Origin of the sequence: Dysgonomonas sp. PH5-45, assembly GCF_029893235.1 — a bacterium.
Taxonomy (GTDB): domain Bacteria; phylum Bacteroidota; class Bacteroidia; order Bacteroidales; family Dysgonomonadaceae; genus UBA1309.
Window position 1 is genome coordinate 16,224 of record NZ_JARXWE010000030.1, and the last position, 13,769, is coordinate 29,992.

At 41.5% G+C, this 13,769-nt stretch carries 15 protein-coding genes and 1 pseudogene; 5 read left to right on the forward strand and 11 right to left on the reverse strand.

Annotation, left to right across the window (positions count from 1 at the left end):
- Nucleotides 1-6: 6 nt before the first annotated feature.
- From nuoK to M2132_RS10135, 10 genes and pseudogenes are all read right to left on the reverse strand, one after another.
- Nucleotides 7-324, reverse strand: coding sequence for an NADH-quinone oxidoreductase subunit NuoK (gene nuoK, locus M2132_RS10090; protein WP_280673243.1), 318 nt, complete (start codon nt 322-324; stop codon nt 7-9).
- A 27-nt stretch (nt 325-351) separates the two neighbouring features.
- Nucleotides 352-855 (reverse strand): NADH-quinone oxidoreductase subunit J, encoded by a 504-nt coding sequence (locus M2132_RS10095; protein ID WP_280673244.1) that lies wholly within the window; start codon nt 853-855, stop codon nt 352-354.
- A gap of 210 nt (nt 856-1,065) precedes the next feature.
- Nucleotides 1,066-1,533: pseudogene (locus tag M2132_RS10100) on the reverse strand (4Fe-4S binding protein); the annotation flags it as partial.
- 14 nt (nt 1,534-1,547) lie between these two features.
- On the reverse strand, nt 1,548-2,651 hold the full coding sequence (nuoH, locus tag M2132_RS10105; RefSeq protein ID WP_280673245.1) for an NADH-quinone oxidoreductase subunit NuoH: 1,104 nt from the start codon (nt 2,649-2,651) through the stop codon (nt 1,548-1,550).
- A gap of 37 nt (nt 2,652-2,688) precedes the next feature.
- Nucleotides 2,689-4,317, reverse strand: coding sequence for an NADH-quinone oxidoreductase subunit D (locus tag M2132_RS10110; protein WP_280673246.1), 1,629 nt, complete (start codon nt 4,315-4,317; stop codon nt 2,689-2,691).
- Between the two features lie 27 nt (nt 4,318-4,344).
- Entirely contained in the window at nt 4,345-4,908 is a 564-nt protein-coding gene (locus M2132_RS10115; RefSeq protein ID WP_280673247.1) for an NADH-quinone oxidoreductase subunit B, read from the reverse strand.
- Nucleotides 4,899-5,249, reverse strand: coding sequence for an NADH-quinone oxidoreductase subunit A (locus tag M2132_RS10120; protein WP_280673248.1), 351 nt, complete (start codon nt 5,247-5,249; stop codon nt 4,899-4,901). The genes M2132_RS10115 and M2132_RS10120 overlap by 10 nt, the downstream gene beginning before the upstream one ends.
- A 202-nt stretch (nt 5,250-5,451) precedes the next feature.
- Nucleotides 5,452-6,195 carry a M15 family metallopeptidase gene (locus tag M2132_RS10125; protein WP_280673249.1) on the reverse strand — a complete coding sequence of 248 codons (744 nt, stop codon included), beginning with the start codon at nt 6,193-6,195 and terminating at the stop codon, nt 5,452-5,454.
- Nucleotides 6,195-7,367, reverse strand: a complete 1,173-nt coding sequence (locus tag M2132_RS10130) for a hypothetical protein (RefSeq protein ID WP_280673250.1) — start codon at nt 7,365-7,367, stop codon at nt 6,195-6,197. Before M2132_RS10130 ends, M2132_RS10125 begins: the two co-directional genes overlap by 1 nt.
- Nucleotides 7,368-7,465: 98 nt before the next feature.
- Complete coding sequence (locus M2132_RS10135) at nt 7,466-8,029, reverse strand: Crp/Fnr family transcriptional regulator (RefSeq protein ID WP_280673251.1); 564 nt, start codon at nt 8,027-8,029, stop codon at nt 7,466-7,468.
- 88 nt (nt 8,030-8,117) lie between these two features.
- Here M2132_RS10135 and M2132_RS10140 point away from each other — a divergent pair, with 88 nt between their 5' ends.
- On the forward strand, nt 8,118-8,807 hold the full coding sequence (locus tag M2132_RS10140; protein ID WP_280673252.1) for an HAD family hydrolase: 690 nt from the start codon (nt 8,118-8,120) through the stop codon (nt 8,805-8,807).
- A gap of 1 nt (nt 8,808) precedes the next feature.
- Nucleotides 8,809-9,432 carry a CatA-like O-acetyltransferase gene (locus tag M2132_RS10145; protein WP_280673253.1) on the forward strand — a complete coding sequence of 208 codons (624 nt, stop codon included), beginning with the start codon at nt 8,809-8,811 and terminating at the stop codon, nt 9,430-9,432.
- A 30-nt stretch (nt 9,433-9,462) separates the two neighbouring features.
- Here the strand turns inward: M2132_RS10145 and M2132_RS10150 are convergent, their stop codons facing one another.
- A complete protein-coding gene (locus M2132_RS10150; protein ID WP_280673254.1) occupies nt 9,463-12,435 on the reverse strand; it encodes a glycoside hydrolase family 3 N-terminal domain-containing protein in 2,973 nt (990 codons plus the stop codon).
- Between the two features lie 203 nt (nt 12,436-12,638).
- On the opposite strand from M2132_RS10150, the gene M2132_RS10155 reads away from it, so the two are divergent.
- The 3 genes from M2132_RS10155 (at nt 12,639) to M2132_RS10165 (ending at nt 13,698) form a co-directional block, all read left to right on the forward strand.
- Nucleotides 12,639-12,854 (forward strand): hypothetical protein, encoded by a 216-nt coding sequence (locus M2132_RS10155; RefSeq protein ID WP_280673255.1) that lies wholly within the window; start codon nt 12,639-12,641, stop codon nt 12,852-12,854.
- Entirely contained in the window at nt 12,851-13,300 is a 450-nt protein-coding gene (locus M2132_RS10160) for a nucleoside deaminase (RefSeq protein ID WP_280673256.1), read from the forward strand. The genes M2132_RS10155 and M2132_RS10160 overlap by 4 nt, the downstream gene beginning before the upstream one ends.
- A gap of 221 nt (nt 13,301-13,521) precedes the next feature.
- Nucleotides 13,522-13,698 (forward strand): hypothetical protein, encoded by a 177-nt coding sequence (locus tag M2132_RS10165; protein WP_280673257.1) that lies wholly within the window; start codon nt 13,522-13,524, stop codon nt 13,696-13,698.
- The last annotated feature ends 71 nt before the right edge of the window (nt 13,699-13,769 follow it).

Sequence of the window (13,769 nt, forward strand, 5' to 3'; positions counted from 1 at the left end):
TAATAATTAGTTTTTCATTGTTGTTATGTTCTCATCAATATATACGCTCTTCACGTTACGGTATATGTTGATGATGATAGCTATGGCTACGGCTGTTTCGGCGGCGGCAATGGCTACGGCAAACAGAGTGAAGAACATCCCTTCCATCTGATTGGGGAACAGGTAACGGTTGAAAACAACAAAATTAAGATCCGCCGCATTGAGCATCAACTCGAGCGAAACCAAAACCATAAGCATATTTTTGCGCGAAAGGAATCCGTACACTCCGGCAAAGAACATTATTGTGCTTACAGCCAAACAAGCTTCCAATGGAATATTATTCATATTATATTTTTTAGCGTATTTTCTTAATTATCGTTTACGTGCAATCATTATGGCTCCTATTATACAAGCCAAGAGCAACAAACTCACTGCTTCGAAAGGCAAAAGGTACTGATATTTATCGGTTCCCATCAAAGCAAAACCTATTTTTGTCATCTCAATCTCGCCAAAATCTACATATTGATAAACTTTTTCAACATTGTGGTAGATGATGTGTCCGCAAAGGCCAAGGCCTGCAAGGGCTGCCAGTCCCGAAAGTACCATACGTCCGGGTTTTTCGAACTGCACGTCCACACCGGGCTGATGAGTCAACAAAATAGAGAAGATGAACAGAACCATAACCCCTCCGGCATATACAGCAATCTGTACCATTGCCAAGAAGTGATAGCTGAGTAAAAGATAGATACCTGCCGTTGACAAAAGAACGAACAATAAATAGGTAGCCGATCTGATTATCTTCCGTGTAGTAACAGCAAGAACAGAGCAAATAGCGATGATTGCTGCCAAAGCGTAAAATATAATTTGTTCTATCATAATCTTTGATTACTGATTCTTTACGGGTTATTCTTTAGTTTCGGTATCGTTTTTCACTTCGGGAGCCTTAGGTTCTTCCACAGCGGGAGCAGTTTTCACTTCAGGTGCTTCTGCCACCGGTTTCACCTCTGCTGCTGCCGGTTTAGGAGCAGGAGTCTCGGCTTTAGGGGCTTCGGCTGTCGCAGCTGTCGGTGCGGGTTTAGGCTCAGGTTTTTTCTTTTCGCGCATTTTTGAACCCTCGCGATTAAGCCTCAAATCCAATTTTCCGCGAGTGAAAACCGCATTCTCGAAAGTGTTTTCGAATTTTATTGCATCCGACGGACAAGTGATAACACACAAGTTACAGAACGTACACATTCCTTGGTCGTAATGATACTCGTCCAGAATTTTTTTCTTTTTACCGTCTTCGGTTTCTACTGTCTTAGAAATAACTTTGATAGTTCCGTTAGGACAGTTCATCTGGCAGATACCACAAGCCGTACAGGCATGCTCGTTATTTTCGTCGTGGGGCATAACCAACTCGGCTCTGAACCTGTCCGAAATAACCAACGTAGCCCTGTTTTCGGGATATTGCTGAGTGATTTTAGGCGTCCACAGCTCTTTCCACGTAACGGTAAGTCCTTTAATCAAGGACGCTATTCCTTTAAATAAACCGGAAAAATATTGCGATACAGTCATTTTCTAACTCTAAATTATTTAATATAAAATCCGTAAACAACGACAATCACCATTACAACAAGGTTAACCATATTGATAGGCAACATGTATTTCCACTCAAGGTTCAACAGTTGGTCGATACGCAAACGAGGGAACGTCCATCTAACCCACAAACTAAGGAACACCAAGAAGAATGCTTTGCCGAAGAACCAAACAAACGAAGGTATATAATTCATTATCTGGTCAAATCCTTCAACACCTATCTGTATAGGTTGCCATCCGCCCAAGAATACGGTAGTTGCGATAGAGGCAATGATAAACATGTTCAAATATTCGGCAAGGTAGAAAAATCCGAACTGAAGTCCCGAATATTCCGTATGATATCCTGCCGTCAACTCCGATTCGGCCTCAGGTAAGTCGAAAGGTCCACGGTTTGTTTCGGCATGACCTGATATCAGGTACAACACAAAAGCTATGATTGCAGGGATATGTCCGCGAACAATATTCCAATTGTAAACATACTCCTGTTGTGCTACGATTGTAGAAAGATTCATCGTTCCCGACAAAACAACAACCGTCATCAAAGCCAAGGCAGCCGACAACTCGTAACTCACAAACTGGGCACCGCTTCGCATTGCTCCAATCATAGAGTATTTGTTATTACTTGCCCATCCTGCCAACAGCACACCAATTATACTGATAGACGATACTGCCAATACGTAGAAAATTCCATTATCGAAGTCAACAGCTTGTAGCCCCCGCCCAAACGGAATGGCGCCAAAGGTAAGCATCGAAGCCACAATCACAAAGAATGGCGCGGCATAGAACAAGAATTTATCTACATTGTCGATATAAATGATTTCTTTGATAAGAATCTTTATCATATCGGCAACACTCTGTATGATACCCCATTTACCTACACGGTTGGGACCATAACGGCATTGAAAGAAGGCTGTGATTTTACGTTCGCCGTAAATCAGCAACAATGCAATAACTGCATAAGCAGATAACAATGCAACACCTATCAATACAAACTTAACAAGCAATGCTCCCCATTCGGGCAGGTTTTCTTGCAAGATTGTATCCAACCAATTGGTCAGGTGGTAAAGCTCTGCAGGGTGCGAAATTTCTAACAACATACTTTTATATAGTTGAAATATAAATTATAATCTAAAATTAACGGTCAATATCAGGAATTACATAGTCCATAGAACCACCAATACCTATCAAGTCGGCAAGTTTCTCTCCTTTACAGATAAGCGGCATAGCCGATACAAGCACCATAGAAGGCGAGCGGAACTTAATACGATAAGGAGTTTTATCTCCGCGGCTTTCAATAAATACACCAAAGTCTCCACGACCGGTTTCAACACGCTGGAAGTAGCTTCCTTCGGGTAGCTTGATGATCGGTTTCGTTTTCACCAAATGTTCTCCGGCAGGAATATTATCGATAAGCTGCTCTATAATTTTCAACGATTCTTCTATCTCGTCCAGGCGAACCATATAGCGAGCATAAGAGTCGCATTCGTCACGTATAATTTCTTTAAAATCAACCTTATCGTAGATTGAATAAGGCACATGCTTACGAATATCGCACGACCACCCCGAAGCACGCCCCGAAGCACCGGAAACACCGTAAGTGATTGCATCTTCCTTCGACATCATTCCTATCTTACGCATACGTCCCAAGGCAATAACATTGCCCGAGAACAAGCGGTGATATTCCTTCAAGGCCTCGCGCATAACAGGAATAAAGGCTTTCACATCTTTCTGGAAGTTATCGTAAATATCGAACATAACGCCACCCACAACATTGTAGTTGATGATAAGGCGTCCGCCCGAAGTTTTTTCAAATATATCGAGAATCATCTCACGCTCGCGGAATCCATATATGAAAGCCGTTGTAGAACCCAAGTCGTTACACATGGCAGCCCAAGCCAACAAGTGCGACTGAATACGGTTCAACTCGTCTGTAATAACACGGATATACTGAGCGCGTTCCGAGATTTCTATTTCGGCAGCTTTTTCAACACACATACACAAAGCGTGGCGGTTGATGTTGGCCGACAGATAATCTAAACGGTCCGTAAAATGTAGTATTTGTGGATAAGCAAGGCTTTCGCTCAACTTTTCTATTCCACGGTGAATATAGCCACTGTGAATGTCGATCTTCTTCACGATCTCACCATCCAATGCTGTACGGAAGTGCATTACCCCGTGCATAGAAGGGTGTTGAGGCCCTATATTGATTATATAATCGTCTTCTTCGAAGATGTTAACCTTTTCTTCCTTCAACCCTTGTGGAGTTTCCATGATACGGGGAGCTACGTCTACAATCTCCTTGCTTTCAACCGAAACGGGATTAAGAGCAGAATCCGGATCATAGTCTTTTCTCAGAGGAAATCCTTTCCAATCGCTGTTAAGGAAGAACCTGCGCATATCAGGATTGTTTATGAAACGTATTCCTAACAATCCGTAAACTTCACGCTCGTTAAGGTGTGCTGTTTCCCAGATATCGGTAACCGAATACAGCAGAGGGTTTACCCTGTCGGCAGTAGCTGTTTTGAGAACAACTTCTTTCGATACGTCTTTCGACGAAGAAAGCAGATAAATAACACCCAGAGTATCGCCCCAGTCCATTCCAACCATCATAACCAAATAGTCGAACGGAAGTTCGGCGTTACCGTAAAGTGTTTCTGCCAGCAAGTGCAACTTATTGGGTTCGACCGACACCGTCAGCTGTTTTTTCTCTTCAAATACAGCTTCCGGTACGGTTCTTAAGATTAAATCCTTTATTTTTTCCATCAGATACTTATATATAAGGCAAGAATCTTATTTTTTCACTTTAAAAAAGAAACGTTCCATTTTTACTTTACGTTGCAACTGCATCAAACCGTAAAATAAAGATTCGGGACGAGGAGGGCATCCAGGCACATAAACATCCACAGGGATAATCTCATCAACACCCTTCACCACATGGTAAGAGTTAACGAAAGGACCACCCGAAATAGCGCAACTACCCATAGCAACCACATACTTAGGCTCGGCCATCTGGTCGTAAACACGTTTCAAAAGAGGAGCCATTTTATGGACAATAGTACCGGCAACAATAATAACATCGGCCTGGCGCGGACTGTTACGTGTAACCTCCATACCAAAACGAGCCAAGTCGTGGCGCGCCGCAGCTGCCGCCATAAACTCGATACCACAACAACTCGTGGCAAAAGCCAATGGCCATATAGAGTTAGACCGCCCCCAGTTGATAAGGTCGTCAAGAGCGCCCACCACAATGGGAACACCGTTTGCACGCAATTCCTCTATATATTTTTCAAGATATTCGGTATCTTTAAACTCTTCGTTAGGGATACCTTTTATATAGATATTCTTTATTTCCATTCCAATGCTCCTTTCTTCCAAGCATAGGCCAAACCAAAGCCTAATATTAACAAGAAAAATAATATACTAACCAACCCTGCGGCTCCGAGGCTTCTAACCACAGTTGCCCAAGGGAATAAAAATACTGCTTCAACATCGAACATCAGATAAAGGATAGCATACAAGTAATATCCAACCCTAAACTGCATCCACGAAGTTCCATGAGTAGGTATACCACATTCGTAAGCCTGTCCTTTTTGCGCGTTGAAAGACTTAGGCGAAAGCAACAATGCCATACCTAATCCGGCACAAACCAAAACAAGTCCGGTAATTAAAACAACTAAAAAAAGAGATTCCTCCATGAGTTACTTTATATATTTAACTTATAAATATCTTACTATTAGCAGGTTTTAAGCAAATGCGTCAAATTTACGTATATTCTTTTAGTTTTGACCCTCCAAATAATCGTGCAAAAGTAAATAATATTATTTTCCTATCCCAAAGTTTTCAGAACAAAATGTAATCTTCAGCTTACATTTTAAGAGTGTTATAAAACAGACGCTCTTATTTTAATACCGAAAAACCACTTTTAGCTTCGCTTAATGATATTGCATTGAAGTGCCACCACTCGCCCCGAATAGTGAAAAATCCTGCCTTTTGCATAATGTTCCGTAAGATGCGGCGGCCATCTACTTGGCTTTTATTCAATATATTAGCTCCAATAAGCGCATCTTCCTCCGATATGCCAGCCGCACGGCCAAAGTAATCGAAAAGTGTGCCCATATCCAGCGGTGTACCTTGTTTATCGCAAATAGTGAGGTCTACCGCCATACCATAATTATGTAAGCCTGTACGGTTGGGGTTAGCCACATATTTACGAAATTTTGTATTTTGAACTTTTTCATACATCTTTTTTTGTACCGATACGGGGCGCGCGGCATCGTACACCAACAAGCTCAGTTCCGGGTGTTTTTCTTTGAGTAGCCGCTGTGCTTCCAGAAGTTTTCGGGCTGCCAAAGGGTGGAGGTAAGCCCTCCGCAACGAATCGTAAAGAACAGTTCCCGTGAAGTTATCGGTTGTGCCATACTTCAACTCTATGCGGATTGTAGAATCCATATCGTCAACGCAAACCATTCCGGCATCTATAAGATTTTGCTCTAATGCCGATACAGGAGGGACAACAGCCGCAATGACCGATGGCTTTGACTGTTCTTCAGCAATAATGATGTCTTGCTTTGCTTGTTCTTTTGGCTGGCAAGCAACGGAAAGAACAAACAGAAAAACGATATATGGAAAAAAATACCGCATCAAAAAGTATAGCCTAATTTCAGTTGAAAGGTTTCGATCCAGTCTTTTCTGGGCCAATTATCTTTAAAGAAGGCTGTCCAACCAACCCGTGCAAACACCGATTGCGTTCCCCGGATATTATAATCGAGCCCCAACTCACCATATACACCTGCGTGAAATTTTTTCAGGTTATAATCGTAATCGTCCGATCCCGTACCCGCCTTTGAATATAGCATCTGATAGGCAGTAAATCCGCCACCGATAACCGGACGGAGTTTGTATTTAGTAAAAGTGTACCGTACACCCGGACTAAAGTTCAATGCCATTGCCTTGAACTTTATTGTATTTTTTCCATAATAATAACCAGTTACATAAGAAGACTTATTCTGATACGACAAGGCCACGTCCAGCAAAACGCCAAACGATTTAGACCATCGGGGGAAGTAAACAAACATCTGCCCGCCAATCATCGGTCCCCAAGCCTCAATCCGGGAGTCATCAGAATCGTCCTTAAAGGCATAAGTTAATCTTTGCGTACCCATATAAGCCGAAAAAGCGAAGTTTATGCCTGTTTCGTTGGGGTGTTTATTTTCAAACACAATACATTCCTGACCTGTGGTACACACCTCGTCGTGATAACGCTTTGTTATCCGCATCATTGCTTGGGGTGTATAATCTATATTGTCGGCCAAACTGGCAACATCGGGACGGTTGCGGAATATGTAGCGCAACACGCCTCTATATTTAAGATCGGGGCGTACCTGTACGTTGCTTATCTCCACATCGGGGCCTTTCTGCACTGTTACCATTTGGTTTTCTTCGTTTTCGAAGAAAAAGATATAACGATTATTCGTTTTCAGTGAATACAGATTCATCAACCCTTGTAACATAAATTCAAGGAAATGCGTTTGCTCAACCCCATCTATCGTAACCTTGCGCGAAACGTAGTATTTGCCCTCTTCTGCGAAGCGATAGCCTGCTATATCGGACGGATAATAAACCGTTGCAGGAGCCTCTTCGCTCGTTTTGAACCGACATTGTTTGCAGTTTATGGCATCGGTACGGTAATCGACCCAACCTCTAACGGTGTCGTTACTATTGGTGATGATGTATCCTTGTTTGAAGTTGCTCTGCGCCAAGACCGACACAGTAAAGCTAAATAAAAAGATAAGGGGGAAAAGGGTTTTCTTCATTTCGTCAGATTAATTTGGGTTCGTTCTATATTATGACAAATATATACAGTTTTTCGCTATTTTTTGGTTAAAACCGGCATAATAGTAAAAGAAGGGTGTTATTTATTTAAGGTTTTTAAAATTCTATTCAAACTTCTGATATCAATACCTAAATATGCAGCCATATCAGTTTTCGATAAATTAATGTTTTGCTTTTCTTGTAATTGCTGTAATCTGGATACCGCGTGTTTAATACTATATAACTGCTGAAAAGATGCCCTTGTACTTGTATTCATAATACGCCTTGCCAGTTCTTCGATCAATAACCGATTAAACTCTATGTCTTTGTTTATTATGGATTTAAAATAAGCAATAGAAAAGCTATATGCCTCCACATCAGAAAGGGTTTCTATATTACATAAACAGGGGGTTACGCATATAGCTTCTATTTCTCCTACTATTTCTCCTTTTCCTAAAAATTCAAATATAAAATCTTTTCCGTTTTTTTCGCTAAAGTAGCATTTCACTAAGCCATCCTTTATAATTATGACTTTATTGTTTCGGTTAGTTTGTTCAAAAATAAATTCCCCTTTAGGATATTTTTTCAGAGTGATATCCTTTCTATCTTGTTCCTCATACAGTTGTTCAATATATGATAAAAAATCAATGTTTATCCGTAACATAATTCATACCTTTAGGACAATTGTCCTTGTTTCTTAATTGTTCTTCAATGTACCTTTGCATATATATAAAGTACAAAGATACACCAATATGAAAAATAAAATAGAACTCGTTGCTTTTGATGCAGATGATACCCTTTGGGTTAATGAGACTCACTTCTATGAGTTTGAAGCAAAATTTTGCACGCTCATAGAAAAGTATCTTCCAAGTAGCCAAGCATCAAAATATCTGTTCGAAACAGAGATGAAGAATCTTCATTTATATGGTTACGGAGTCAAAGGTATGATGCTTTGTATGATTGAACTAATTTGCAAAGTAGTTGATGCGAAGGATTCTCTTAGTTGCACTTCAGAAGTAATTCGATTAGGGCAAGAATTATTACAGAAACCTATTGATTTGCTGGATGGCGCTGAAGATGTTTTAGCAAAACTAAATAAAAAATACAAACTGATTTTAGTCACTAAAGGCGATTTATTAGACCAAGAACGAAAAATAGAACTATCGGGTCTGAAAGATTATTTTCATCACATTGAGATTATGAGCAATAAAAGGTGTTCGGATTATTCTAAACTAATTGAGCAACAAGGGTGTAAACCCGACAATTTTTTAATGTTAGGCAACTCTTTGAAATCTGATATTATTCCAGTCCTCGAATTGGGGGCTTATGCAATACATATACCTTATCATACCACATGGAAACACGAACAATGCAATCTGAAAATTGAGCATCCCAATTTTATTACGCTTGGCAATATCACTGAAACACTAAATTATTTATAGAATGAAAAAGCAATTGAATATATCGAACTGGAATCGAAAAGAACACTATTATTTCTTTAAGGATTTTGAGGAACCTTTTTTTGGAGTTACCGTAAATGTAGATTGTACGAAAGCCTACAAACTATGCAAAGAGCAGGGCTACTCCTTCTTCCTGTATTATATGCATAAATCATTGGTTGCGGTTAATCGTATCGACGCTTTCAGATACAGAATAGAAGATGATATGGTTTATATTTACGATGTAATACATGGTACAACAACAGTATTAAAACCGGACAATACCTTTGGCTTTGCATACCTTGAATATGAGGAAGAATATAGGTTGTTTGAAAAAAATGCACGAGACAAGATAGAGATTACGAAAAAAAGAAGAGAAATTGGATCTGGTATTAATGGCGAAGAAGTTATTCATTATTCAACTTTACCGTGGTTACATTTTACTTCTGTTACCCATGCACGTATGTTTTCAGGAAAAAACAGTTGCCCAAAGATTACATTTGGAAAGATGATAGAACTCCGTAATCAAAAAGTAATGCCAGTCTCAATCGTTGCTCACCATGCGTTAATGGATGGGGTTTGTGTAGGAGAATATGTGGAGTTATTTCAAGAATTACTGAACGTATAGCATTATACCTTATACCTTCAAAACATAATTCTATTTTTTCATGGCATTGTATATCACCTCCTGTATGCGTGGGCGTATATTGAGGCTCATTAATGCTTTGTGGGTGCGTTTGTCGTTCACCCGGTTCGAGAGGAAAATATAGATAAGCTCGTTATCGGGGTCTATCCAAAAGCAAGTACCCGTGAAGCCTGTATGCCCATAAGTAGAAAGTGGAGTTTGCGGACTACACGGGCTTGTTTTTTCGTTACGAGGTTCGGGTTTATCGAAGCCCAATCCGCGGCGCGAATTGGCACTCTTGGTTTTTGTAAAGGTGGCGCAAGTGGCACGGCTCAGATACCGTTCGCCGCCATATACCCCTTCGTTGAGAAACATCTGGTAGAGTTTTGCCAAATCGTTGGCGTTAGAAAACAGCCCCGCATTGCCCGACACACCTCCCATAAAGGCCGCTCCCTCGTCATGCACATACCCTTGGAGAAGCTGTTTGCGCAAAAAATCGTCTTTCTCGGTGGGTATAATACGGTCTTTGCCAAACTTTTTAAGCGGATTGTAGGTTGTGGTAGTGGCTCCCAACGGGCGAAAAAAATTCTGCTGCACAAACACATCCAGTCCTTTTTTACTCACCTGTTCAACTACCTCTTTCAGCAGCATAAAGTTAAGGCAGCTATACAGGTATTTTTTGCTTGCCCTGAGTTTAGAACCAGCTATTTCGTTCAATATAACGTCCTTATATGCAACATTGGCATAAAGCCCATCGGCCACCTGAAGTTCAAACCCTTTGCGTGGAGTAGTAGATATGAGATTCGGTCTGTACTTATAGTCCGTTCTTGCCCACGTACCGGCATCGAACAGGGCATTGTACACTTCCGTTTTTTTTGCGCCAAATAGCTTGCCTTCGTAACTATCGGTATCTATGGCAGGCATATAATAGGGGATGAAAGAAGTTATCCCCGTTTCGTGGAAAAGGGCTTCCTTGATGGTTATCGCCGCCTTATCGGTTTCTCGTAATACGGGTACATGCTTGCTTAGCTTGTCGAGCAAGGAAATTTTTTTTTCGTCATACAGCTTCATCACCGCCGGCAAAGTTGCCGTTGCCTTCGTCATAGAAGCAATATCATAAATATCGGTAACCGATACCTCTTTTTTATTATTATAGGCAAACGTTCCGAAGGCTTCGTTGTAGACCACCACCCCGTTTTTTGCTACCAATACCTGACAGCCGGGAAAAGCCTCTGCGCTGATACCCTCTTTCACGATACTTTCAATGGCTTTCATTTTGTTGGTCAACATTCCCACTTCTTCGGGCGAACTGTATCCGAGCCGTGTTTTGTTCACAACCAGACCATCGCCTTCCGAATACAAACCTTTCACCGATACAGGCAAGACACCGTCTACCATGATTCCCCCGAAAAGAGCCTGAGCAGCATATTCGTTCGAATAGGGTGTATCCTCGTAGGCCACCAGCACAGCATCGGCCTCTTTCACCAAAGGCATATAGTTGCGCATCGTGTAGGGCGTGGTGAAAAACGTAAACACACTTTGCTTGTCTGCACAAATGGATTGCAATACATTGTTCGAGAACGATTTACGGTTATGCACCGCCACAATAATAGTATTGAAACCCGCAAGACGGCTTTTCAAAGCCGAAAGTTCTTTGTCGGACTGCACACCGAAGGTAGTAACGTCGGCATACTGATTCAGCATACGGTGAAAGGCATTCCCTTTGGAATCGCCCAATGACACAACGGCAATCTTTTTGTTGTTCAACCCTTTGAGAGGAACAATTTGTTTTTCGTTACGTAGTAAGGTCATGGCACGCTCGTTCAGTTTACGATTAAGCCAGTCGGCCATGGGCGTATTAAGCCTATCCAACAGATCCGATTTTTCTATCGCCACAGTATTATTAACCCCTAAGATGTATTTATAGCGGAGTACCTTCCGGCATTTTTCGTTAATCAGGTCTTCGCTCAAATCGCCACGGGCAAGAGCAGCCTTTATCGCTTCGAACTCCTTAGGTACAGAAATAGGCCCCAACAACACATCATTGCCCGCCTTCAGTATGCGGATAGCCATATTGGGTTCTTCGGCAACGCCTTTCATTGCCAAACCATCGGTAAACACCAAACCTGTAAAACCCATTTTTTCTTGCAAAAGGTCGGTTACAATAGCTTTCGACAAACTGCTCGGTGCGCCCGATTTATCCAGAGCCGGAATGTTTAGGTGGCCTATCATCACACCTCCAAAGCCGGCATTGATATACGATTCGAAAGGTATCAGCTCCACTTCTTCCAAACGTTTTTTACTGTGGTTTATCAGTGGCAGAGTATGGTGCGAGTCGGCCGAGGTATCGCCATGCCCGGGAAAATGCTTGGCTACCGACATCACTCCCCCGTCTTCCAGTCCCCTTGCATATTGCATCGCAAGGCGTGCCACCCGTTTAGGGTCTTCGCCATACGAGCGGAGGCCTATCACCGGATTATCGGGATTACTGTTCGCATCAACATCGGGAGCGTAATTTATGTGTATGCCCATTTCCTTGCATTGGCGGGCAACTTCGCATCCGTAGTCGTACATCAGCGAGTCGCCGCGGATGGCTCCCAACATCATATTTTTGGGGAAACGTGTTGTTCCACTCAACCGCATCGACAAGCCCCATTCCCCGTCAATAGATATCAGCAACGGAGTTTTTGCGTTTTTCTGGCTAACATTGGTCAATTCCGCTTGTTCGAGTGGAGTACCTTTCAGGAATATAATGCCACCGATGTGTTGATTCTTTACCCAACCCAATATTTTTTTCTTGTTGGCTTCGGTATTTTCGCCTGTTGTTATCGCTGTTATGAGCTGCCCTATTCGCTGGTCGCGGTTCAGGGAATTAAAAACAGAGTCGACCCACTGGTTCATTTTCCGTTGGTCAACCTTTTTCATCATATTCGTTTCAATTCTGTTGCCGGCAAAAACCGAACAAGAGCAAAGGAATAGTATGGCAGGCAATAGGTATTTCTTCATTTCAATCTTGTTTTGTAATCGTTCTGAAAATCAAAGATAAACAATCTGCCATAAACCATAGTACGCCACAAGGCCCCTAAATTCTTATAAAATGTTATTTTCCGGTTTATTTACAACGTAAAAACCACTTTTTAGGGCTATTAAGGCGAAAAAAGGTATTCTTTTTCTTCTTGAATTAACGTAAAGGATTTATTTTTGCAGAAATGAAACCGAACAAAAAAGGGAATCAACTGCCGAGAACTAAGCAAGCCAACTTTTCGCTCAACGACGAAGAGTATAATCTTATCTGTTCGTACATCAAAAAATATAAGATTACGAACAAATCGCGTTGGATGCGCGAAACTATAATAAAACATGTGCTTAAATCGCTCGACCAAGACCACCCCACACTTTTCGGCGAAAACGAAATGAGGCGATGACCAACAACGCAATCTTCAACCACGAATTTTTTATGCGCCAAGCCCTGAAAGAGGCTCAGCAAGCATATGCCGAAGGAGAGATTCCCGTCGGGGCTGTTGTGGTTGCCGACAATCAGATTATTGCCCGTGCCCATAACCTCACCGAAAGGCTTACCGACGTTACCGCCCATGCCGAAATGCAAGCCATTACAGCCGCCGCAAATGTTTTAGGCGGAAAATATCTTACCGGCTGCACACTGTACGTAACCTTAGAACCCTGCCCCATGTGTGCCGGAGCATTAGGGTGGACACAAATTCCGCACATAGTATATGGTGCCGCCGATAGCAAAAGAGGCTACTCAAAGTTATCTCCTTCTCCACTGCATCCTAAAACAAAAGTTACCACGGGCGTACTCGAATCCGAATGTGCCAAACTGATGACAGATTTTTTTAAAGAAAAAAGGTAGTTTCAATATTCTGTATATCAACACGATGCAAAAAAGTCATATTTTTTTATTCTTAAAAATGTGACTTTTATATTTTCGTGGCGACTTATAAAATAAAGAAACAAGCGAAACAAAAATAGTTTCAGTTTCTCCTAAAAAACTTTAGTATAACAAGATGGCCGTCTTAATATTATAAGTGAATAGAACAAATTATTTAAGTTGAATTCTAAAATCTTACAATTATGAAAACTAAAAGAATATTTACGGCAATCATCGCACTATTTTCAATCGTTATGGTAGGTTCTGCAAGTGCAAACAACGGATTTTTTTACAACTACGAAATGAACGATGCAGGGCAAAAAGTAGCAACAATAGTATACACAGGTACAAAAGAGGGGTCAGCGGATTTTCCCGGTTGATAAACCTTATCACATATCACGAATATATCCTATCTTTGTGGGCATGAATCCCGAGAAGTTATTAGGAGCTA

Bases quoted from the DNA above. Each gene is read 5' to 3' on its own strand.
- M2132_RS10115 (WP_280673247.1), bottom strand. From the start codon at position 4,908: ATGGAAATAAAGAATATCTATATAAAAGGTATCCCTAACGAAGAGTTT.
- M2132_RS10110 (WP_280673246.1), bottom strand. From the start codon at position 4,317: ATGGAAAAAATAAAGGATTTAATCTTAAGAACCGTACCGGAAGCTGTA.
- nuoK (WP_280673243.1), bottom strand. From the start codon at position 324: ATGAATAATATTCCATTGGAAGCTTGTTTGGCTGTAAGCACAATAATG.
- M2132_RS10160 (WP_280673256.1), top strand. From the start codon at position 12,851: ATGACCAACAACGCAATCTTCAACCACGAATTTTTTATGCGCCAAGCC.
- M2132_RS10155 (WP_280673255.1), top strand. From the start codon at position 12,639: ATGAAACCGAACAAAAAAGGGAATCAACTGCCGAGAACTAAGCAAGCC.
- M2132_RS10150 (WP_280673254.1), bottom strand. From the start codon at position 12,435: ATGAAGAAATACCTATTGCCTGCCATACTATTCCTTTGCTCTTGTTCG.
- nuoH (WP_280673245.1), bottom strand. From the start codon at position 2,651: ATGTTGTTAGAAATTTCGCACCCTGCAGAGCTTTACCACCTGACCAAT.
- M2132_RS10120 (WP_280673248.1), bottom strand. From the start codon at position 5,249: ATGGAGGAATCTCTTTTTTTAGTTGTTTTAATTACCGGACTTGTTTTG.
- M2132_RS10135 (WP_280673251.1), bottom strand. From the start codon at position 8,029: ATGTTACGGATAAACATTGATTTTTTATCATATATTGAACAACTGTAT.
- M2132_RS10145 (WP_280673253.1), top strand. From the start codon at position 8,809: ATGAAAAAGCAATTGAATATATCGAACTGGAATCGAAAAGAACACTAT.
- M2132_RS10095 (WP_280673244.1), bottom strand. From the start codon at position 855: ATGATAGAACAAATTATATTTTACGCTTTGGCAGCAATCATCGCTATT.
- M2132_RS10165 (WP_280673257.1), top strand. From the start codon at position 13,522: ATGAAAACTAAAAGAATATTTACGGCAATCATCGCACTATTTTCAATC.
- M2132_RS10125 (WP_280673249.1), bottom strand. From the start codon at position 6,195: ATGCGGTATTTTTTTCCATATATCGTTTTTCTGTTTGTTCTTTCCGTT.
- M2132_RS10140 (WP_280673252.1), top strand. From the start codon at position 8,118: ATGAAAAATAAAATAGAACTCGTTGCTTTTGATGCAGATGATACCCTT.
- M2132_RS10130 (WP_280673250.1), bottom strand. From the start codon at position 7,367: ATGAAGAAAACCCTTTTCCCCCTTATCTTTTTATTTAGCTTTACTGTG.